General features: G+C 69.3%; 12 protein-coding genes. 10 read left to right on the forward strand and 2 right to left on the reverse strand.

Features of this window, described 5'->3' with window-relative positions; genetic code table 11:
• Window positions 1-17: 17 nt before the first annotated feature.
• Window positions 18-704, reverse strand: a complete 687-nt coding sequence (gene purN, locus ACO1BU_RS04140) for a phosphoribosylglycinamide formyltransferase (protein WP_424134643.1) — start codon at window positions 702-704, stop codon at window positions 18-20.
• Window positions 692-1,753, reverse strand: a complete 1,062-nt coding sequence (gene purM / locus ACO1BU_RS04145; protein WP_424134644.1) for a phosphoribosylformylglycinamidine cyclo-ligase — start codon at window positions 1,751-1,753, stop codon at window positions 692-694. Before purM ends, purN begins: the two co-directional genes overlap by 13 nt.
• A 136-nt stretch (window positions 1,754-1,889) precedes the next feature.
• Between purM and ACO1BU_RS04150 the strand changes: the two genes are divergently transcribed.
• The 10 genes from ACO1BU_RS04150 to glgB all read left to right on the forward strand — a co-directional run bounded on the left by ACO1BU_RS04150 (window position 1,890) and on the right by glgB (window position 21,219).
• Window positions 1,890-2,612, forward strand: a complete 723-nt coding sequence (locus tag ACO1BU_RS04150; protein ID WP_424134645.1) for a hypothetical protein — start codon at window positions 1,890-1,892, stop codon at window positions 2,610-2,612.
• Window positions 2,596-3,201, forward strand: a complete 606-nt coding sequence (locus tag ACO1BU_RS04155) for a CDP-alcohol phosphatidyltransferase family protein (protein WP_424134646.1) — start codon at window positions 2,596-2,598, stop codon at window positions 3,199-3,201. The genes ACO1BU_RS04150 and ACO1BU_RS04155 overlap by 17 nt, the downstream gene beginning before the upstream one ends.
• Window positions 3,198-4,400: an AI-2E family transporter gene (locus ACO1BU_RS04160; RefSeq protein WP_424134647.1), complete on the forward strand. Its 1,203-nt coding sequence runs from the start codon at window positions 3,198-3,200 to the stop codon at window positions 4,398-4,400. Before ACO1BU_RS04155 ends, ACO1BU_RS04160 begins: the two co-directional genes overlap by 4 nt.
• A gap of 5 nt (window positions 4,401-4,405) precedes the next feature.
• Window positions 4,406-5,146: a P-loop NTPase family protein gene (locus tag ACO1BU_RS04165; RefSeq protein ID WP_424134648.1), complete on the forward strand. Its 741-nt coding sequence runs from the start codon at window positions 4,406-4,408 to the stop codon at window positions 5,144-5,146.
• Between the two features lie 9 nt (window positions 5,147-5,155).
• Window positions 5,156-7,579, forward strand: coding sequence for an RNA degradosome polyphosphate kinase (locus ACO1BU_RS04170; RefSeq protein ID WP_424134649.1), 2,424 nt, complete (start codon window positions 5,156-5,158; stop codon window positions 7,577-7,579).
• A 44-nt stretch (window positions 7,580-7,623) separates the two neighbouring features.
• A complete protein-coding gene (locus tag ACO1BU_RS04175) occupies window positions 7,624-9,120 on the forward strand; it encodes a Ppx/GppA phosphatase family protein (RefSeq protein ID WP_424134650.1) in 1,497 nt (498 codons plus the stop codon).
• A gap of 144 nt (window positions 9,121-9,264) precedes the next feature.
• Window positions 9,265-12,393, forward strand: coding sequence for a PAS domain-containing protein (locus ACO1BU_RS04180; RefSeq protein ID WP_424134651.1), 3,129 nt, complete (start codon window positions 9,265-9,267; stop codon window positions 12,391-12,393).
• A 128-nt stretch (window positions 12,394-12,521) separates the two neighbouring features.
• Window positions 12,522-15,785 carry a maltotransferase domain-containing protein gene (locus tag ACO1BU_RS04185; protein ID WP_424134652.1) on the forward strand — a complete coding sequence of 1,088 codons (3,264 nt, stop codon included), beginning with the start codon at window positions 12,522-12,524 and terminating at the stop codon, window positions 15,783-15,785.
• Between the two features lie 17 nt (window positions 15,786-15,802).
• Window positions 15,803-19,072 (forward strand): maltose alpha-D-glucosyltransferase, encoded by a 3,270-nt coding sequence (treS, locus tag ACO1BU_RS04190; RefSeq protein ID WP_424134653.1) that lies wholly within the window; start codon window positions 15,803-15,805, stop codon window positions 19,070-19,072.
• Complete coding sequence (glgB, locus tag ACO1BU_RS04195) at window positions 19,069-21,219, forward strand: 1,4-alpha-glucan branching protein GlgB (protein ID WP_424134654.1); 2,151 nt, start codon at window positions 19,069-19,071, stop codon at window positions 21,217-21,219. The genes treS and glgB overlap by 4 nt, the downstream gene beginning before the upstream one ends.
• Window positions 21,220-21,226 lie beyond the last annotated feature (7 nt).

Consider the following 21,226-nt stretch of genomic DNA (forward strand, 5'->3'; position numbering starts at 1 on the left):
CCGCGTCGGCGCGGCGTTCAGGCCGTTTCTGTAGGCAGGCCGAGGGAACCGGGCAAGGGGTTGGCGAAGGCGCCATCCGCCATTGGCGTATCCAGCACCACCCGGCCGTCCACCAGCCGCGCGGCACCGGAGGCCGCCCAGGCCAGGGCGGCGGGATAAATCCGGTGCTCCTGCGCCAGGACGCGGGCGGCGAGGGCGGCCTCGTCATCCTCCGGCAGAACCGGGACGGCGGCCTGAACAATGACCGGCCCCTCATCCACGCCGGGCGTAACGAAATGCACGGTGCAGCCATGCAGCCGCACCCCCGCGTCAATCGCCCGCTGGTGGGTGTCCAGGCCCGGGAAGGCGGGCAGGAGGCTCGGATGGATGTTCAGCATCCGGCCGGACCAGCGGGTGACGAAGCCCTCGGTCAGCACGCGCATGAATCCGGCCAGGGCGATCAACTCGACCCCGGCCCCGTCCAGCTTTGCCTGCATCGCGGCCTCGAATCCGGCGCGGTCCCGGCCGAAGGGGCGGCTCTCCACCACGGCGGTAGCGATTCCGGCCTCATGCGCCCGGTCCAACCCGGCGGCACTCGCCTTGTTCGACAGAACCAGGGCCAGTTCCGCCGGGTAGTCCGGGTGGCGTGCTGCCTCGATCAGTGCGCCCAGATTGCTGCCGCGGCCGGAGATGAGGACCGCGACGCGCCGCTTCAGTTCGGCCATGCGGGGGAAAGCCCCTCCATCCGCACCTCGGCCTCGCCCTCGCCAGCCTGAATGCGGCCGATCTGGTAGGCGGTTTCGCCATGCTCCTTCAGCATGGCAATGGCGGCCTCGACCTTACCCGCCTCGACCACCAGGCACATGCCGATGCCGCAGTTGAAGACGCGCAGCATCTCCTCCGGCGCCACCCCGCCCGTGTGGGCCAGCCAAGCGAAAACGGGCGGCACTGGCCAGGCCTTGGCATCCACCACGGCCACTGTGGCGTCAGGCAGAACGCGGGGCAGGTTGCCCGGCAGGCCACCGCCGGTGATGTGCGCCGCCGCCTTGATCAGCCCGGCGCGGTGCAGGGCCAGCACCGGCTTCACATAGATGCGGGTCGGCTCCAGCAGGGCCTCGCCCAGGGTCTTGCCGGCGGCGAAGGGGGCCGGGTCGGTCAGGCCGGCATTCCCGGCCTCCACGATGCGGCGGACCAGGGAGAAGCCGTTGGAATGAACGCCCGAGGCGCCCAGGCCCAGCACCACGTCACCCGGGCCGACATCGCCGGCCGGCAGCAGCGCGCCGCGCTCGGCCGCGCCGACGGAGAAGCCGGCCAGGTCATAATCGCCCTTGTGATACATGCCGGGCATCTCGGCCGTCTCGCCGCCCACCAGGGCGCAGCCGGCCTGGCGGCAACCCTCGGCGATTCCCGAAACCACCTCGGTGGCCTGGGCCACGTCCAGCGCGCCGGTGGCGAAGTAGTCCAGGAAGAAGAGCGGCTCGGCCCCCTGAACGACGAGGTCGTTCACGCACATGGCAACCAGGTCGATGCCCACCGTGCCGTGATGCTTCGCATCGATCGCCAGGCGCAGCTTGGTGCCCACGCCATCGGTGGAGGAGACGAGGACCGGGTCGCTGAAGCCTGCCGCTTTCAGGTCAAACAGCGCACCGAAGCCGCCGAGCCCACCCATGGTACCGTTGCGGTCAGTGGAACGAGCCAGCGGCTTGATCCGGTCCACCAGCGCATCGCCGGCCTCGATATCCACGCCGGCGTCGCGATAGGTCAGTCTGGTCATGGCGGTCCTTGATCGGCTATCCCCAGGGGCGAACCAGGATGCGGTCCACGGGGAGCGGCTTATGCCCAGTTCAGACGGTCGCGGAACCCATCATGTCCCGTGCTCCGGCGCAATCCGCCGCTTTCGCGGGGCGGGGATGCGCGCGACGATTCGCGCGGGCTTGATGGGCGCGGCGCTGCTGGCCGCGCCTGTCCTGGCCCCTGTCGCGATTCCGGCCGCATTCGCCCAGGACGATCCGGCGGTGCAGCGCGGCGTGCCGGCCGAGGCGACGGCCGAGAATGCCGTGGTGGCGAAGGAACGGGCCATCGCGAATGCCCAGCGCCTGGCCTATCAGCGCTATGCGGCTGCCACGGGGGCCAATCCCAATGCCTCCCCGTCGCAGATCGAGTCGATGGTGACGAGCATGGTGGTGGAGCAGGAGCGCTCCACCCTGAACGGCTATTCCGGCCGCTATACCATCCGGTTCCGGAGCGCCCGCCCGCCGGGCGGCACCGACACGGCTACGGCGGGGGGAACCCTCCCGCCGCTCGGCGGCCCGGCATCGCCCTCGGGTTCGTCGGCCGGCGCCTCCAGCCTGCCCGTGAGTTCCCGGATCGAGGCCGGGGCCAGCTTCCGTTCGCTCGACGAGTGGTTGGCGCTGCGGCGGCGCCTGCTGGCGCAGCCTTCGGTCGGCAGCGTCGACATCCTGGCGATCTCGGTGGAGGGCGCGAAGCTGACCATCGGCCTGCGTAGCCCGCCCAATGTGGCGGCGCAGGAACTGGTCACAGGCGGGGTCATGCTGGTGCCCGCCGCGCCGCCGGGCGTTCCGGCTCCCGTCACCGGTCCCGCCTGGCGAGTGGGCCTTGCCGGGGGCGCGTGAGCCTGGGCCCGAGCCGGAGACCGCGCCCGGCACCGCCCCGCCGGCGGATGGCGCGCTCCTCACCCTGCCCAACATCATCACCTTCGCCCGGCTTTGCGCCGTGCCGGCCGTGGTGTGGCTGGTGATCCAGCACCGGCTGGACCTCGCCTTTCTCATCTTTGTCGGCGCCGGGGTGTCGGACGCGATCGATGGCTGGCTGGCGCGGGTGCTCAATGCCCGTTCCGTGCTCGGCTCCATGCTGGACCCGGTGGCTGACAAGGCGCTGCTCGTTTCCGTCTATGTCACCCTGGCCATCATCGATGTGCTTCCGGACTGGCTGGCCATCCTGGTCGTGTTCCGCGACCTGCTGATCGTCGGCGGGCTGCTTCTGCTGACGTTGATGGGCTCGCGCCCCGCCATCCGCCCGCTCCTGATCTCCAAGCTCAACACGCTGATGCAGATCGCATTGGCCGGCATCGCCCTGATGCTGGCCGGCTTCGGGCTGGATGCGGGATGGCTGCTGCCCCTGCTGATCGGCTGCGTCACGGTCACCACCATCGCCTCGGGCGCGGCCTATGTGCGCGATGCCGCGCGTCGCGGGGCGGCATGAGCCTCCGCCCGAATGCGCCCGTGGGTGAAGCGCCGCCCCGTCCCGCCGATGCGCTTCCGCCACCGCCGCCCCGGGCGGCGGTGCCACCCCGGCCGGCGCTGCCGCCCTCGCCTGGCCCGCGCAGCGCGACGCGGGCGCAGCGGCTGGGGCTGGCCCTGGGGCTGCTGGCGGCTTTCATTTTCGCCCTGTGGTTCTTCTCCGCGATCCTGACGCCCTTCGTGCTGGCGATCTGCGTGGCTTATTTCCTCGATCCCGTGGCGGGGCGGCTGGCACGGATCGGTGTGCCGCGCTGGCTGGGGGCGGGGCTGCTGATCATGGGGCTGATGGCGCTCGCATTGGTGGCGCTGGTGCTGCTCTATCCGTTGCTGATTTCGCAGATCGGCGTGCTGCTGACGCGGCTGCCCTCCTATGTGGCCACGATCGGCGCGAAGGTGGCCGACCTGCTTGCCGCCGCGGAGGAGGCGATGGAGCCCATGGCCATCAATCCTGGGCTGAAGGATCTGGCCGTTTCCCAGGTCGGCTCGATGCTGGTCTGGCTGGGCACCTCGGCCACGCGGCTGATTGGCGGCGGCTATGCGCTGTTCAACGTCTTCACCTTCGCGGTGGTGACCCCGATCGTCGGCTTCTACCTGCTGCGGGATTGGCCCCGCCTGATGGCGCGTATCGAATCCTGGCTGCCGCGCCGCAACGCGGCCGTGCTGCGACAACTTGCCCATGACACGGACCGCGTGCTCTCGGCCTGGCTGCGCGGGCAGCTCCTCTGCTGCGCGCTGCTGGCGGTCTATTATGCCCTGGCCCTTTCGGCGGTGGGGCTGGAACTGGGGCTGCTGGTCGGGCTGCTCGCCGGGATGCTCACCTTCATCCCCTATGTCGGCTCCCTGACGGGAATGGCCACGGCGATCCTGCTTGCCATAGGGCAGTTCGGGAATTGGCGGCAGGTCGCGGTTGTAATGGGCGTCTTCCTCCTCGGGCAGATCGTGGAGGGCTACATCATCTATCCTCGCTTGCTCGGGAATCGGGTGGAGCTGCACGCGGTCTGGGTGATCTTCGCCCTTTTCGCCGGTGGCGTGGCCTTCGGCTTCCTGGGCGTGCTGCTGGCCGTGCCCATCGCGGCGGCCATCGGGGTGTTGGCCCGCTACTGGCTTCGCCGCTATCTCGAGAGCCCGCTCTATCTCGACCCACCCAGGACGGGGGGCTGACCCGCATGGCCCGACAGCTTCCGCTGCCGCTGCTTCCGCGTGCCGATATCGAGATCGAGCCGATCCCGGATTCCTCCAACGCCGTGGCTCGGACCTGGCTGGGCGACCCGACAAGCTGGCCCGCCGGGCGGCTGGCGCTACACGGGCCGGAGGGAAGCGGGAAATCCGCCTTCCTCGCCCAGGCAGCGCGCCGGCTCGGCCTGCGCCGCCTTTCCGGCCCGACTCTGCGCGGCGTGCCGCACGGGGCGCCCACCGCCCTTGACGATGCCGATTGCGCGGCCGAGGAACCGGCCCTGTTCCATCTGATCAATGCCTGCGCCGCGGGCGGGCACCTGCTGCTGATGGCCGGGCGGGAGCCACCTTCACGCTGGGGTGTGGCCCTGCCGGACCTGGCCAGCCGGCTGCGCGCCACCGCCACGGCGCCGCTGGGCCAGCCCACCGATGCCCTGCTGCGTGCCCTTCTGGCCCGGCATTTCGAGCGCCGGCAGCTTCGTGTAGAGCCGGCCGTGCAGGACTGGCTGCTGGCACGCCTGCCGCGCGAGGCCGCGGCGCTGGCCGAGGCCGCGGCCCGGCTGGATCGTGCGGCCCTGGCGGATGGCGGCGCCGTTACCCGCGCCCTGGCCCGCACCGCCCTGGCCGGGCTGCTGGACGGCAGCGGTGAGGGACCCCCGGAGGAAGATCTGTTTGGTGACGATTCCGTGGCAACCTTGGCTGCGCCCTCTGCTTCCATGGGCACGCTGCTGTAGCTTCAGGTCATGGACGCCAATCAGGACACCGCCAAGACCGAATCGCCGAGAGGGGGAGCCAGGGCCCAGGCCCGGGCTGAGCCACGTGCAGCCGCCTCACGCCCCTCCGCGCGCGAGGCGCAGGGCCGGGAAGGAGGACTGAAGGAAGCGGGAACCAGGGAGGGTGCCTCCAAGGAAGTGCCGGCCCGGGAGCCCGCACCACCGACGCTGCAAGATGCTTCCTTGCGGGGTGTGGTTCCCGAGACCGTCGGGCCGGCGCCAGCCGAAGCGTCCAACGCAGCCATGACGGACTCCTCCCGCTTCATCAACCGGGAACTCTCCTGGCTCGCCTTCAACGAGCGCGTGCTGGAGGAATCGTCCAACCCCGCCCATCCGCTGCTGGAGCGGCTGCGCTTCGTCGCCATCTCCTCCTCGAACCTCGACGAGTTCTACTCCGTGCGTGTCGCCGGGCTGGTGGGGCAGGAGAGGGCTGGCATCGCCGCCGTCTCGCCGGACGGGTTGACGCCCGGCCAGCAGCTCGCCGCCATCCATGATCGCGCCCGCCGCCTTCTCACCCGGCAGCAGCAGCGCTGGCTCGCCCTGCGCGAGGAACTGGCGGAAGCCGGAATCCGCGTCAGCGATTCCGCGGAATTGTCGGAAGCGGACCGGGAATGGCTGTCCAACTGGTTCATGGACCGGGTCTTCCCGGTGCTGACCCCGCTGGCGATCGATCCGGCCCACCCCTTTCCCTTCCTGGCCAATCTCGCGCTCTGCCTCATCATGAAGCTGGTGCGGGAGGAGGATGGCGGCACGATGCGGGCTATCCTGCCCCTGCCGCCGCAGCTGGAGCGCTTCATCCGCCTGCCATCCGGCGGACCGCGCGCGGACGGCACGCGCGAGCCTGCGCGCTTCGTGCTGCTGGAGGAGGTGATCCTCTTCAACCTCCGCCGCCTCTTCCCCGGTTTCATCCTGGCGGAGCACGGGCTGTTCCGTCTGATTCGCGACACCGATGTGGAGTTCGAGGAAGAGGCCGAGGACCTCGTGCGCTCCTACGAGAGCGCGCTGAAGCGCCGCCGCCGCGGCCGCGCCATCCGCCTCTCCGTCACCGCCGACATGCCGCCCGACATGGTGGAGTTGGTGGCGGAGGAGTTGGACGCGCCGCGGGATGAGATCTTCCACCTAGAGGGGCTGGTCGGCCTCTCTGACCTGAAGCAGCTGATCCTGGACGACCGGCCGGACCTGCTCTTCAAGCCCTACACGCCGCGCTTCCCGGAACGCATCCTCGATTTCGGCGGTGACTGCTTCGCGGCGATCCGCACGAAGGATATCGTCGTCCACCATCCCTATGAGTCCTTCGACGTGGTGGTGCAGTTCCTGCGCCAGGCGGCGCGGGACCCGGCCGTGGTGGCGATCAAGCAGACCCTCTACCGCACGAGCCGCGACAGCCCGATCGCCCGCGCGCTGATCGAGGCGGCCGATGCCGGCAAATCCGTCACCGCCATGGTGGAGCTGAAGGCGCGCTTCGACGAGGAGCGCAACATCGCCCTTGCGCGCGAGCTGGAGGCCGCCGGGGTGCAGGTCGTCTATGGCTTCGTGGATCTGAAGATCCACGCGAAGGTCTCGCTGGTCGTGCGGCGCGAGGCGAGCGGGCTCCGCTCCTACGCGCATTTTGGCACGGGAAACTATCATCCGGTCACGGCGCGCATCTACACGGATCTCTCCTTCTTCACCGCCGATCCGGGGCTGACGCGCGATGCCGCGCGGCTGTTCAACTACATGACCGGCTATGCGCGGCCCGAGACGATGGAGAGTCTCGTCTTCGCCCCGCTCACTCTTCGCCCCGCCCTGATGGGGCTGATCGAGCAGGAGATCATCAACGCGCGCGAGGGTCTGCCAGCCGGCATCTGGGTGAAGGTGAACTCGCTGGTGGACGAGACGCTGATCGACGCGCTCTACCGGGCGAGCCAGGCCGGGGTGAAGGTGGAATGCATCGTGCGCGGCATCTGCTGCCTGCGGCCGGGGGTGAAGGGGCTGTCAGACAACATTCGGGTGAAGTCCATCGTTGGCCGCTTCCTGGAGCATTCGCGGATCTGCGTCTTCGCCAATGGCCACCGTCTGCCCAGCCGCCGTGCCCGTGTCTTCATCAGCAGCGCCGACTGGATGGCGCGCAACATGGACTGGCGGGTGGAGACGATGGTGCCGGTGGAGAATCCCACCGTGCATGCGCAGATCCTGGACCAGATCATGGTGGTGAACCTGAAGGATCGCGACCAGTCCTGGGAGCTGTATCCGGATGGAAGCTACCGCCGCCTCGAGCCGGGGACGCAGCCGCTCTCGGCGCATGAGTACTTCATGACCAATCCATCCCTTTCCGGCCGGGGCAGCGCGCTGCATCGCGCGCCACGCACCCGCGCGCCCGCGCGGCGCCGGCCGGATCGCGTCGCACAGGACTGAAACGCTTGGATTTTCCTGATGGAACCGCTCACCACCCGCCGCGTATGGGCGATGCTGCTCCGCAGCGCGCCGGGGTGGTGGATCTCGGCTCCAACTCCGTCCGCCTCGTCGTCTTCGAGGGGCGCTGCCGGAATCCCGTGGCCATCTTCAACGAAAAGGCCGTGCTTGGCCTCGGCCGCGGGCTGCAGTCCACGGGCAAGCTGAACGCGGTGGCGGTGGAGGGCGCGCTTACCATCATGGGGCGCTATCTCGCCATCGCGCGTGCCATGGGCTGCGATCCGGTCGAGGTGCTGGCCACCGCGGCGATGCGTGACGCCGCCAACGGCCCGGCCTTCGCGGAAGCGCTGCGCGCGCGCATGCCGGGCGTTCCCCTCCGTATCCTTACGGGGGAGGAGGAAGCGGCCATGTCCGCGGATGGGGTGCTGCTCGGCGTGCCGGGCGCCGACGGCATCCTCGGCGATATTGGCGGCGGCAGCCTGGAACTGGTGGACCTCGCCAATGGACGGCCGCTGGATTCGGTCAGCCTGCCGCTCGGCGTCATTCGCCTGGCCGAGCGATCGGGCAACGATCCGGTCCGGGCCCGGGCCATTGCGGAGGAGACGCTCTCAGCCGCGCCATGGCTGGATCGTGGGTTGGGGCGGGACCTCTACCTCGTGGGCGGCGCCTGGCGCGCGCTGGCGAAGATCCACATGGTGCAGACGGGTTATCCGCTCTCCATCGTCCATCACTACGTGCTGCGGAAGGAAGAGGCGCGCGACCTCTGCGCCGCCGTGATCGCCGCGGGTGGCCGGCAAAACCGCCTGCCGGGGGCCCCGGCCAAGCGCTGGGCCGATCTGCCCTATGCCGCCGTCGTGCTGCGCCGGTTGCTCCGCCGGACCGGGGCGCGGCGGGTCGTCTTCTCGGCGAACGGCTTGCGGGAGGGATGGTATTCCCGCCTGTTGCCGGATGAGGTGCGGATGCAGGATCCGCTGATGGCGGCGGGCACCGAGTTGTCGGGGCGCTTCGGCCGCGACCCCGCAATGCCGCCGGCGCTCGCAGCCTGGACCGCGCCCCTCTTCCCCGATGAGAGCCCGGCCGAGGCCGCGCTGCGCCGTGCCGCATGCCAGGTTTCCGATACCGGCAGCCATGACCATCCGGATTACCGCGCGGAGCAGGCCTTCCTGCGCGTGCTGCGCCAGCCCGGCGTAGGGCTGGACCATCATGCGCGCGCCTTTCTCGCCCTCTCCACGGCGCTCCGCTACGATGCCAGCGACGCCGCGCTGCTCGCCCCGGCGCGGGCTTTGCTGGGGGCTGCGGCGCAGCAACGGGCAGAGCGGATCGGGGCGGCGTTGCGTTTGGCCTATACCCTCTCGGGCGGCACGCCGGCCCTGCTGGCCGGCACCGCCCTGATCCCGCGCGGCAACCGCCTCGTGCTTCGCCTGGTGGAGGGCAGCGGCGTCTTCGCGGGGGAGAGCGTGCAGCGCCGGGTGGACAGCCTTGCCGCTGTCATGGGTCTTGAGGCCGCGGTGGAGGTCGCCCCTGGAAGCGCACTGCCGGCATAGGGCGGGTCACGAAGGCTCCGGGCCGGGGGCACCCGATTGGCATCAGAGCTCAGGGGCCGGTTCGCGCCGGTTTCCGGCGCTGTAGCCGGCTGAGTGGTCCCGCCGCTCTGGTGCCGGGCCGCAGAGCAGTGCAGGCTGCGGCAAATGCCAGAACGGCCCGTCCTCATTGCGATGCACGGCTCCGGGCACGGTCCGTCCCCGGCGCTCGGCATCCGGGCGCGGCTGTTGCTCCTGGTGCTGGCGGCGGTTCTGCCAGTGCTGAGCTTCGCTGGAATTGCCCTCTCGCGCTTTGCGGAGGCACAGGAAGACGCGCTGGAGCGATCGGTGCTGACGCGGGCCGAGGGACTGGCCAGAACCGTGGATGCGGAGTTCGAGGCCCTTGCCTCCACCCTGCAAGCCATCGCCACCACCGATAGTTTTCGGGCCGGGTACCTGCCTGGGATTTACCGGCATCTTGTCGCCGTTGCGGCGGGGTTGGATGGCATGCTCACCCTGCGCGACGCTGACGGGCACCTTCTTCTCCATAGCCATCTTCCCTATGGCGAGGCCAACAGGGCGGAGACGAGGCCGCCGGGATGGGTGGCCGGCGACCGCCCGCTTTCGGATGGCCCGCAGGTCACGGATCTCTTCGTCGGCAGGTCCAGCGGGCAGCCATCTTACGGCCTGATCCTGCCGGTCGAAGACGGCCAGGGCCGGCGGATGCTGCTGGCCGCCGGCTTTCCAGCAAGCCACTTGACGGAACGCTTGCGGCAGGAGGTGCCGGAGCCGCGCTGGACGGCTGTCATCGTGGACCGGACCAACCGCATCGTCGCCAGCAATCGGCAGCACGAGGCGAATGTGGGGCGCGATGCCGGCCCGAGCTTCCACCAAACCTCCTTCCATGTCCTCTCGCGTCGCCCGGATGCGGATGGCAGTGCGGTGGTCGCGGCCCGTGGGCGAACCGCCGCGGGCTGGGTCATCGAGGTCAGCCTGCCCGCCGAGGTAGTGGATGCCCCGGTCCGCCGCGCCGTCAGGGCCCTCATCGGCACCGGGGCGGTGCTGCTGGCCTGCGCGCTGCTGCTGGCGCTCTTCGCGGCCTCGCGGATCGAGCGCGCGATGCGCAGCCTCTCCGCGGCGGCGGCGGCCCTGGGGCGCGGCGAGCCCGTGCCGGCGGTGCGCACCGTGCTGCGGGAGGTGAACGCGATCAGTGCCGTGCTTGCCGATGCCGCCGACACGATCGCGGCGCGCGACGCGGCGTTGCGGGAGCGCGAGGCGCAACTCGCCCGCACGCAACGCCTGGCACGGGTAGGCGGCTTCGAGATCGCGATCAACCGCGATCCCCTCGGCCTTCTTCGCTTCCACAATTTCCGCTCGCCCGAATACCTCGCCTTGCATGGCCTAGGGCCCGAGGCGGAGGAGGAGCCGCACGAGAACTGGGTACTTCGCATCCATCCGGAGGACCGCGCGCGCGTCGCCACGGGCTTCGAGGCCGCCCTCGAAGGAAGCGGCAATGATTATTCCGCCGAGTATCGGGTGCTGATGCCGTCGGGCGAGGTGCGCTGGATCTCCGCCCTGGCCGAGATCGAGCGCGATGCCCAGGGTCAGGCAATCCGGATGCGTGGCGTGCATGTGGATGTCTCCGCCCTGCGCCACACCGAAGCTCGGCTGGCCGAGAACCAGGCTGCCCTGGCCGCCGCGGAGGAGCGGCTGCGCATGGCGCTTGAGGCTGGCGGGCTGATCGCCTTCGACGTGGACGTCCTGACGCGCCAGGGCGTGTTCTCGCCGGGGCACTTTGCCCTGCTCGGCCTTCCCGTTCCGCCGGATGGGCGCGGTGACCTGGACGAGGCGCTGAACGCGATCCATCCCGATGATCGGGACGCCGCGGTTGAGACCTGGCGCCAAGCCTTGGCTGAGGGGAACACGGTGACAATCGAGTACCGCATCCTTCCCCATTCCGGCGGGGAGCGCTGGATCGCCGTCACCGGCCGTAGCCTGGCCACGACGACACGCTTCGTCGGCGTCTATGCCGACATTACCGAGCGCCGCACCGCACAGGCGGTGCTGGAGGCGCGGGTGGCCGAGGCGGTCGCGGCGGCCAAGGTGGCACAGGCGCAACTCGCCCAGGCTCGCAAGATGGAGGCGCTGGGCCAGCTCACGGGCGGCGTGGCGCATGACTTCAACAACCTGTTGCAGGTCGTGACCTCCGGCGCAGCCCTGCTGAGCCGGCGCCCCGCGATCGCGGATGATCCCAAGGCACGGCGCCTGGTGGAGGGCGTCGCCGGCGCCGCGGAGCGGGGTGCCGCGCTCACCCGCCGCATGCTCGCCTTCGCGCGCCGGCAGGAGCTGCGCCTGGAGGCGGTGGACACAGCGGCGCTGATTGGTTCCCTGCGCGACATCCTGGCCCGCAGCATCGGCCCCGCCACGCCGCTGGAGGTTGAGCTGCCAGAAGGGCTGTGGTGGGTCCATGCCGATCCGAACCAGCTTGAGCTGGCGCTGCTGAATCTCTGCGTGAATGCGCGCGACGCCATGCCGCTGGACCGCTTTCCCCATGGGCGGCTCCGGATCACGGCCCGCAACGCGCCTGCCGGGGCCCGGGAGGAGAGGGGCGCAGGCGATCCGCCTCCTCCCGGCGACTGCCTGGTGATTGCCGTGTCGGACGAGGGGCTGGGCATGGATGCCGAGACGCTGGCTCGAGCGACGGAGCCCTTCTTCACCACCAAGGGGGTCGGGCGCGGCACTGGGCTGGGGCTTTCCATGGTGCATGGGCTGTGTGCCCAATCCGGTGGCGCGCTGCGGCTGGTCAGCGCTCCCGGCCAGGGTACCACCGCCGAAATCTGGCTTCCCCGCGCCGATCCGGTGGAGGGGCCCGCTTCGAACTCGTCCCCTGACCTCACCGCCGCCCAGCCCGCGAGGCCAATGCGGCGACTCTCCATTCTTGTTGTGGACGACGATCCGCTGGTGCTGTCGAGCAGTGTCGCGCTGCTCACCGACCTCGGCCATGAGGCGCATGAGGCCGACTCCGCCGCCGCCGCGCTGGATGCGCTGCGGGCGGGCAGGCTGCCCGACCTGATCGTGACCGACCACGCCATGCCCGGGATGACTGGGGCGGAACTGGCCGCGCGGATCAGGGCGCTCTATCCCGCCCTGCCGGTGATCCTCGCATCCGGCTATGCCGACCTCCCCTTCGGGGAGACGCCGGAGCTGCCTCGCCTCGATAAGCCTTTCGGCCGCGAGGCCCTGGCCGCCGCCATCGCCGCCGCTGTGCCAGCAGAGAGACCGTGCGGCGCCGCCTGAGGCCGAATGGCCTAGGCTGTCCCGGAACATTCTTCCTCCTCACGCCTTGTTGCAGCGCGGGACGCTTGGCCGCATCGGCAGGGACTGCGATCCCCTGGGGCTGATCGACGAATCAGGAACTGGGAACCATGACCGCCGACCACCGTTCCTCGCCGATGCGTCCCATCGCCCTGTATCACCTGAATCCGCTGCTCCTCGGTCCGCTGTCCGGCTGGGGGGCGGAGCTGGAACGGATTGCCGCGCTCGGTTTCGGAGCTGTCTGTCTTCCGCCGCCGCTTGCGCCGGGCCGTTCCGGTAACCTGCTGGACGTGGCGGACCACGACCGGCCCCATCCGCTGCTCGAAGCTGGGATGGATGGAACAGCCGCCATCGCCGCCATCGCCCAGGCCTGCCGCGCGGCCGGGCTTGGCCTCTGGCTCGACCTCGCGCCGCAATACGTGGCGGCGGAAGGCGCTCTGCCGGCCATGCATCCCGACTGGTTCAGGCGGCCCGAGGCCAACCTGCCCGATCCGCGTGGTGGCGCCGTGCCGATGGGCATGCTTCCGCTGGACTTCTCCGCGGAAGGGCCGCTCGGCTTCTGGGAGGCGCGGCTGCGGGACTGGGTCGCGGCGGGGGTTTCCGGCTTTCGCGCCTTGCAGCCGGGGGAAGTGCCTGCGCCTGCCTGGGGCCGGTTGATCAGCGCCGTGGGAGCTGATGCGGGCTTCATTGCCTGGACCAGCGGGATGCCCTGGCACGAGGCGGCCGCGTTGCGGCAGGCAGGATTTGGCTGGCTAACCTCCTCCATCGCCTGGTGGAACGGGCGTGATCCCTGGTTCATGGCAGAGCGCGAGGCACTGGGCGCGCCGCTGATCGGCTTCCCCGAGGCGCCCTTCGGCCAGCGTGTGGCCATGGAGGAGGGCGACGCGGCCGCGCGCGCCCGGGCTGCTACCCTCTCCCTGCGCCTGGCCGCGACGCTCTGCGACGCACTGCTGGTGCCGCAGGGCTTCGAATACGGTGCGCGCCGCCCGGTTAACCCGGCGCAGGACCGCCCGGGCGACTGGACCTGGCTGCGGGACAATGCGCCCTACGACCTTTCCACCGAGATCCGGGAAGCGAATGCGATGCTCACCGGGCTCGCTCCGGTCGCAGGGGCGGGAATGCGTCAGTTGACGGGGCCTGACACGAAGGTGCTGGCGATGTTGCGGATGACGGAGGATCCGCGCGTGGCGGAATCCGCCACCCTCGTGATCGCCAATCCCGACCGGCATGCCCCGGCCGCCCTGGCACCGGAGACGATCCTGCCGGGGGTCGCCGGCGGACCTTCGACCTTCCTCAATGCCGATGGCAGCGCGGCGCTGACGCCGGGGGTTCCCGTGCCGCTGGCGGCCGGCGAGGTGCGGGTGGTGCAGGCGGGGCGCCCCAATCCCATCCTGCGCCCCGCAGATACGCGCCTGCCCGCGGAACAGGGTGTCCTGATCCCGCGCATCGGGATCGAGGCGGTGACGCCACTGGTGGATGGCGGCCGCTTCCCGATCAAGCGGATCGTGGGCGAGGTGGTGACGGTGGAGGCCGATATTGTCGCGGATACCCACGCCACCTTCGGGGTCGCGCTGCTCTGGCGCCCGGCCGATGAGAAGGGCTGGCGCGAAGTGCGGATGACGCCGCTGGGCAATGACCGCTGGACCGCGAGCTTCCCGCTGGAGCGGATGGGCCGCTACTTCTACGCCGTCGAGGCATGGCTGGATGTTTTCGCCGGCTATCGCGACGAGCTGTCGAAGAAGCATGCGGCGGGCGTGCCGGTGGCGCTGGAGCTGGAGGAGGGACGCCAGCACGTGGCGAAGGCCGCAGCCCGCCCGGGCACCGCGCGACGCGGGCTGCTTGCCCTGGCCAAGGTGCTGGAGACGGCGACGGAGGCCGAGCGTGTGGCCCTGCTGCTCTCGTCGGAGACGGCGAGCCTGATGGCCCAGGCCGACAATCGTCCGCATCGGATGCGAATGAACCCGGTGGGGCGGGTCGAGGCCGAGCGGATCGCCGCCCGGTTCGCGAGCTGGTACGAGATCTTCCCACGCAGCCAATCCGGCGATGAGAACCGACACGGCACGCTGAACGACGTGATTGCCCAGCTGCCGCGCGTGAAGGCGATGGGCTTTGACGTGCTCTACTTCCCGCCGATCCATCCGATCGGCCGGAAGAACCGCAAGGGCCGCAACAACACGCTAACGCCCGGCCCGGAGGATGTGGGCAGCCCCTATGCCATCGGATCGGAGGAGGGCGGGCACGATGCGCTGCACCCGGCTCTGGGCACGATGGAGGACTTCCACCGGCTGCGGGATGCCGCGCATGCGCATGGGCTGGAACTGGCCCTGGACTTCGCCATCCAGTGCTCCCCGGACCATCCTTGGCTGAAGGAGCACCCGGAGTGGTTCGACTGGCGGCCGGACGGCACGATCAAGTACGCCGAGAACCCGCCGAAGAAGTATGAGGATATCGTCAACGTCGACTTCTACGCGGAGGGGGCCAAGCCTTCGCTCTGGGTCGCGCTGTACCAGACGGTGAAGTTCTGGGTGGAGCAGGGGGTGAAGACCTTCCGGGTGGACAACCCCCACACCAAGCCGCTGCCCTTCTGGGAGTGGATGATCAACGAGATCCGCGCCGATCACCCGGATGTGCTGTTCCTCTCCGAGGCCTTCACGCGGCCGAAGGTGATGTACCGCTTGGCGAAAAGCGGCTTCAGCCAGTCCTACACCTACTTCACCTGGCGCGAGACGAAGGAGGAGATGGCGGAATACCTGACGGAGCTGTCCACGACGGCGCCGCGCGACTTCTTCCGCCCGCATTTCTTCGTCAACACGCCTGACATCAACCCGCGCCACCTTCAGACCGGTGGGCGGCCGATGCATCTCGTGCGCGCCGCGCTGGCTGCGACACTCTCCGGCCTCTGGGGCGTTTATCAGGGCTTCGAGCTCTGCGAGGCGACGCCGCTGCCCGGCAAGGAGGAGTATCTGGACAGTGAGAAGTACCAGATCCGCGCCTGGCCGGCCCGGCGCCCCGGTGACATTGTGGACGAGGTGACGCGGCTGAACATGATCCGCCGCGCCAACCCTGCGCTGCAGACGCATCTGGGCGTCAGCTTCCTGCCGGCCTGGAACGACAACATCCTCTATTATGAGAAAGCGACGCCGGATCGTTCCAATGTGGTCCTCGTGGCCGTCAGCATGGACTCCAGCCGGGTGCAGGAGGCGGGCTTTGAACTGCCGCTCTGGCGTTGGGGCCTGGCTGACCATGAGGGGCTGCAGGTTGAGGACCTGATGCGCGGCAATCGCTTCGCCTGGCATGGCAAGGTGCAGCAGATGCGTCTTGACCCTGCCGATCTTCCTTTCGCCATCTGGCGCGTCCGCCCCTTCGGCGCCTGACGCAACGAGACCGAACCATGCCCGACGACGCATCCCTGCCGGCCGGCGACGCTCTGCCGAGCCACGAGCCCGATCCGCGCGACCCGCAATGGTATCGGGACGCGGTGATCTATCAGCTTCACGTAAAATCCTTCTTCGATTCCAATGATGACGGGGTGGGCGACTTCCCCGGGCTGATGGCGAAGCTGGACTACATCGCGGAACTGGGCGTGGACACGCTCTGGCTGCTGCCCTTCTATCCCAGCCCGCGGCGCGACGACGGCTACGACATTGCCGAATACACCGGCGTGCATCCGGATTACGGCACGATCGAGGATGCCAAGCGATTCATCGAGGAGGCGCATCGCCGGGGCCTGCGCGTGATCACCGAGCTGGTCATCAACCACACCAGCTCCGACCATCCCTGGTTCCAGGCTGCGCGCAACGCGCCCAAGGGCTCGCCCGAGCGCAACATCTATGTCTGGTCGGATACCGACCAGATCTACCAGGGCACGCGCATCATCTTCCTGGACACGGAGAAGTCCAACTGGACCTGGGATCCGGTGGCCGGGCAGTACTACTGGCATCGCTTCTTCTCCCATCAGCCCGACCTGAACTTCGACAATCCGGAGGTGGTGGAGCGCGTCCTGAATATCATGCGCTTCTGGCTGGATGCCGGGGTGGACGGGCTGCGGTTGGACGCCGTGCCCTATCTGATCGAGCGCGACGGCACCAGCAACGAGAACCTGCCAGAGACCCATGACATCCTGAAGCTGATCCGGCGTGCGCTGGAGAAGGAGCACCAAGGCCGCATGCTGCTGGCCGAGGCCAATATGTGGCCCGAGGACACGCAGCAGTATTTCGGGGAGGGTGACGAATGCCACATGGCCTTCCACTTCCCGCTGATGCCGCGCATGTACATGGCGATCGCGCAGGAAGACCGCTTCCCGATCACCGATATCCTGCGCCAGACGCCCGACATCCCCGAGGGCTGCCAGTGGGCGATCTTCCTGCGGAACCATGACGAGCTGACGCTGGAGATGGTGACCGACAAGGAGCGGGACTATCTCTGGAACACCTATGCGGCCGACCGTCGCGCCCGCATTAATCTCGGCATTCGCCGCCGCCTGGCGCCGCTGCTGGAGCGTGACCGTCGCCGCATCGAGCTGATGAACGGGCTGCTGATGTCCATGCCCGGCACGCCTGTAATCTATTACGGCGATGAGATCGGCATGGGCGACAATATCTATCTCGGCGACCGCGACGGGGTGCGCACGCCGATGCAGTGGTCGCCCGACCGCAATGGCGGCTTCTCCAAGGCCGATCCGGCGGGGCTCGTTCTGCCGCCCATCATGGATCCGCTCTACGGCTATCAGGCCGTGAATGTGGAGGCGCAGGCGCGCGACGCGCATTCGCTGCTCAACTGGATGCGGCGCATGCTTGCCACCCGCAAGCGCAGCCAGGCCTTCGGGCGCGGCACGATGCGGCTGCTCTATCCCGGCAACCGCAAGGTGCTGGCCTATCTGCGCGAGATGGGCGACGAGGTGATCCTCTGCGTCTTCAATCTCTCGCGCTCGGCGCAGGCGGTGGAGCTGGATCTCTCCGACCTCGCCGGCCGCGTGCCGGTGGAGATGCTGGGCGGTACGGCCTTTCCGGCCATCGGGCAGTTAACCTATCTGCTCACGCTGCCGCCCTATGGGTTCTACTGGTTCGTCCTCGCAACCGAACAGGCGCTTCCGCCCTGGCATGTGAAGGCACCCGAACCCTTGCCCGACCTCCGCACCATCGTCTTCCCGACCAATGCCACCGCCATGGGCACCGCCCAAAAGGCCGAAATCGAGCGCGAGGTGCTGCCGGCCTGGCTGCCCAAGCGCCGCTGGTTCGCCTCGAAGGACGAGAGACTGCAATCTGTCAGCCTCCGCGCCATCGCGCCCATCCCCGGCGGGCAGTACACGCTGCTGGCCGAGGTGGAGGTGACACTTCCCGGCCGGACCGAGCGCTATTGCGTGCCGCTGGCTGCGATGGGTGAGGAAGAAGGCGCCGGACAGCTGGCCTATCAGCTTGCCCTGTCCCGCGTGCGGCAGGGGCGGCGCGTTGGCTATCTGACGGATGCCTTCGCCTCCGATCACTTCGTGCACCGCGTCCTGCGTGCCCTGCGGGAGGGTGCGGTGGCGCAGACCGAGGACGGGCCGGTGCTCTTCATGGGTGGCGAGCGCATGGCCTCGCTGGAGCTCGGGGATGAGCCCGTTGTGCGGCGCCTGCCCGGCGAGCAGTCGAACTCCTCGATCATCGTCGGCGAGGAAGCGGTGCTGAAGATCCTGCGCAAGCTCACCCCGGGCGTCCACCCCGAGGCCGAGATGACGCGGTATCTGACCGATGCCGGTTTCACCAATATTGCCCCGCTGCGGGGCGAGGTGGTGCGGAACGGCAAGGATGGCGTCCCCGTCACGCTGATGCTGCTGCAGGGCTTCGTCCGTAACCAGGGCGATGGCTGGGGCTGGACCCTGGACTGGCTGGCCCGCGCGGCAGACCAGACGGATGAGGAGCACAGCGACGCGCTCTCCGGCTATCTCTCCTTCATCTCGGCCCTCGGCCGCCGCCTGGGCGAGCTGCATGCCGTGCTGGCACGTCCGAGCGACGATCCCGCCTTCGCGCCAGTGGTGGCCGGGGAGGAAGCCCGCACTGCCTGGGCGGAGGGCGCCATCGCGCAGCTCGACCCCGCGCTGGACCTGCTGTCCAGGGCCGAATTGGGTGAGGAGGAGAAGGCGCTGGCCGACGGCCTGCTTGCCCGCCGGGATGCGCTGAAGGAGGCCGTGCGCCGCCTCGCTCAGTCCGCTGACGGCGCGCTGATGACACGCGTGCATGGCGACTTCCATCTGGGCCAGGTTCTGGTGGCGCAGGGCGACGCGGTGATCGTGGACTTCGAGGGCGAGCCCGCCCGGACGCTGGAGGAGCGCCGCGCCAAGGGCAGCCCGCTGCGCGACGTGGCCGGGCTGCTCCGTAGCCTGGACTACGCCGCGGCCGCCGCGGCCGGTGCCCTGAGCACCGCGCCTGCGGAACGGCGCGACGCACTGCTCGCGCGCTTCCGCGAGGAGGCGGGTTCCTGCTTCATGACGGCCTATCAGGAGGCCGAGGACGCTTCGCCGCGGCAATGGGCGCCGCCCGAGACGCGCGACGCGCTGCTTGACCTCTTCCTGCTGGAGAAGGCCGCCTACGAGCTGCGCTACGAGGCGGCGAATCGCCCGGCCTGGCTTCCCATCCCCCTGCGTGGCCTCGCCGCGCTGGCCGATAGACTGGTGACCGCATGAGCGAACTGCCCCCCGACGCCCTGCAAGCCATCGTCGAGGGACGCCACGGCGACCCCTTCGCCGTGCTCGGCCCGCATGACGGGGTGGTCCGGACATTCCAGCCCGGCGCGCTTTCGGTGGAGGCCGTGCCGGCGGGGGGGCAACCTCTCTCGTTGGGCATCACGGACGACCATGGCCTGTTCGAGGGGGAGGTGCCGCCCGGCTCCTACACGCTGCGGATCACTTGGCCCGGCGGCGTGCAGGTGACGGAGGATCCCTATTCCTTCGGCCTGCTGCTGGGCGATCTTGACCTCTACCTCTTCGGCGAGGGGCGACACCGGGAACTGGGGCGGATCTTCGGCGCCCATGCCGTCAGCGTCGATGGCGTGGCCGGGGTGCGCTTCGCCGTCTGGGCGCCGAATGCGCGTCGTGTCTCGGTGGTGGGCGACTTCAATTCCTGGGACGGCCGCCGCCACCCGATGCGGCTGCGGGGCCAGACCGGCGTGTGGGAGCTGTTCATCCCCCGCCTGACCCCAGGCACGAGCTACAAATACGAGATTGTCGGGCCCCATGGCGGCGTGCTGCCGCTGAAGGCCGACCCGGTCGCCGGCCAGGCGGAGCTGGCTCCCGCCACCGCCTCCGTCGTGCCGAACCCGGCGCCCTATCCCTGGGGCGATGCCGGCTGGATGGGCCGCCGCGGTGCGCTGCAGGCGCCCGAGGCGCCGATCGCAATCTACGAGGTCCATCCGACATCCTGGTGGCATGCGGATAACGGGGCCGCGCCGGACTGGGACGGGCTGGCGGCCCGCCTGATCCCCTATGTCTCCGGCCTCGGCTTCACCCATGTGGAACTGCTGCCGATCATGGAGCACCCATTCGGCGGCTCCTGGGGCTACCAGCCTCTCGGCCTTTTCGCCCCCACCGCGCGTTTCGGCACGCCGGAGGGCTTCAGCCGTTTCGTCGATCGCTGCCACGAGGCCGGCATCGGCGTGATCCTGGACTGGGTTCCCGCCCATTTTCCGTCCGACCCGCATGGGCTCGGCCATTTCGACGGCACGGCGCTCTACGAGCATGCGGACCCGCGTGAGGGGTTCCACAAGGACTGGAACACCCTGATCTACAATTTCGGCCGGAACGAGGTGCGCGGTTTCCTCATCGCCTCCGCGATGCACTGGCTGGAGCACTATCATGTCGACGGGCTACGCGTGGATGCGGTGGCCTCGATGCTCTACCGTGACTACTCCCGCAATGCTGGGGAATGGATTCCGAACCAGTTTGGCGGACGCGAGAATTTGGAGGCCGTTGCCTTCCTGCGCGAGTTGAACGAGACGGTGCGAGAGCGCTGCCCCGGCGCCATCATGGTGGCGGAGGAAAGCACGGCCTGGCCTGGCGTCTCCGCGCCCGTTCAGGAGGGCGGCCTGGGCTTCCACTACAAGTGGAACATGGGCTGGATGCACGACACCCTGCACTACATGCAGGAGGATCCGGTTAACCGGCGCTGGCACCACGGCCAGATGACCTTCGGCCTCATCTATGCCTTTTCCGAGCGCTTCGTTCTGCCCCTCTCCCATGACGAGGTGGTGCACGGAAAGGGTTCGCTGCTGGGCAAGATGCCGGGCGATGCGTGGCAGAAGCGGGCCAATCTCCGCGCCTATCTCGGCTTTATGTGGACCCATCCTGGCAAGAAGCTTCTCTTCATGGGCATCGAGTTGGCGCAGCCAACGGAATGGAACCACGATGCCCAGCTTCCCTGGCATCTGCTGGATGATCCCCGGCACCGGGGCATGCAGGCCCTCGTGCGGGACCTGAACCGCACCTACCGCAACACGCCCGCCCTGCATCTGCGGGATGCCGAGCCGGGCGGCTTCGACTGGGTTATCGGCGACGACGCCGAGAACAGCGTCTATGCCTTCCTCCGCTTCGGGCGGGAGGGCGCGCCCGTCCTGGTCGTCTGCAACCTGACCCCCGTCCCGCGGGAAGGCTACCGGATCGGTGTGCCTTTTGGGGGATGGTGGCGGGAAATTCTCAACACCGATGCATCCGAGTATGGCGGGTCTGGCGTTGGCAATGCTGGCGGCGTGGATGCACAGGGGGAAGGCTCGCATGGGCAGCCGGCCTCCCTGGTCCTCACCCTGCCACCGTTGGCGACGCTGATCTTCTCGCCCTAAGGAGACC

Origin of the sequence: Roseomonas chloroacetimidivorans, assembly GCF_049629625.1 — a bacterium.
GTDB lineage: Bacteria > Pseudomonadota > Alphaproteobacteria > Acetobacterales > Acetobacteraceae > Roseomonas > Roseomonas chloroacetimidivorans.

Excerpts from the sequence above, each read along its gene's own strand:
- purN (WP_424134643.1), bottom strand. The coding sequence starts at position 704 with ATGGCCGAACTGAAGCGGCGCGTCGCGGTCCTCATCTCCGGCCGCGGC.
- purM (WP_424134644.1), bottom strand. The coding sequence starts at position 1,753 with ATGACCAGACTGACCTATCGCGACGCCGGCGTGGATATCGAGGCCGGC.
- ACO1BU_RS04150 (WP_424134645.1), top strand. The coding sequence starts at position 1,890 with ATGCGCGCGACGATTCGCGCGGGCTTGATGGGCGCGGCGCTGCTGGCC.
- ACO1BU_RS04160 (WP_424134647.1), top strand. The coding sequence starts at position 3,198 with ATGAGCCTCCGCCCGAATGCGCCCGTGGGTGAAGCGCCGCCCCGTCCC.
- ACO1BU_RS04165 (WP_424134648.1), top strand. The coding sequence starts at position 4,406 with ATGGCCCGACAGCTTCCGCTGCCGCTGCTTCCGCGTGCCGATATCGAG.
- ACO1BU_RS04170 (WP_424134649.1), top strand. The coding sequence starts at position 5,156 with ATGGACGCCAATCAGGACACCGCCAAGACCGAATCGCCGAGAGGGGGA.
- ACO1BU_RS04175 (WP_424134650.1), top strand. The coding sequence starts at position 7,624 with ATGGGCGATGCTGCTCCGCAGCGCGCCGGGGTGGTGGATCTCGGCTCC.
- ACO1BU_RS04180 (WP_424134651.1), top strand. The coding sequence starts at position 9,265 with ATGCCAGAACGGCCCGTCCTCATTGCGATGCACGGCTCCGGGCACGGT.
- ACO1BU_RS04185 (WP_424134652.1), top strand. The coding sequence starts at position 12,522 with ATGACCGCCGACCACCGTTCCTCGCCGATGCGTCCCATCGCCCTGTAT.
- treS (WP_424134653.1), top strand. The coding sequence starts at position 15,803 with ATGCCCGACGACGCATCCCTGCCGGCCGGCGACGCTCTGCCGAGCCAC.
- glgB (WP_424134654.1), top strand. The coding sequence starts at position 19,069 with ATGAGCGAACTGCCCCCCGACGCCCTGCAAGCCATCGTCGAGGGACGC.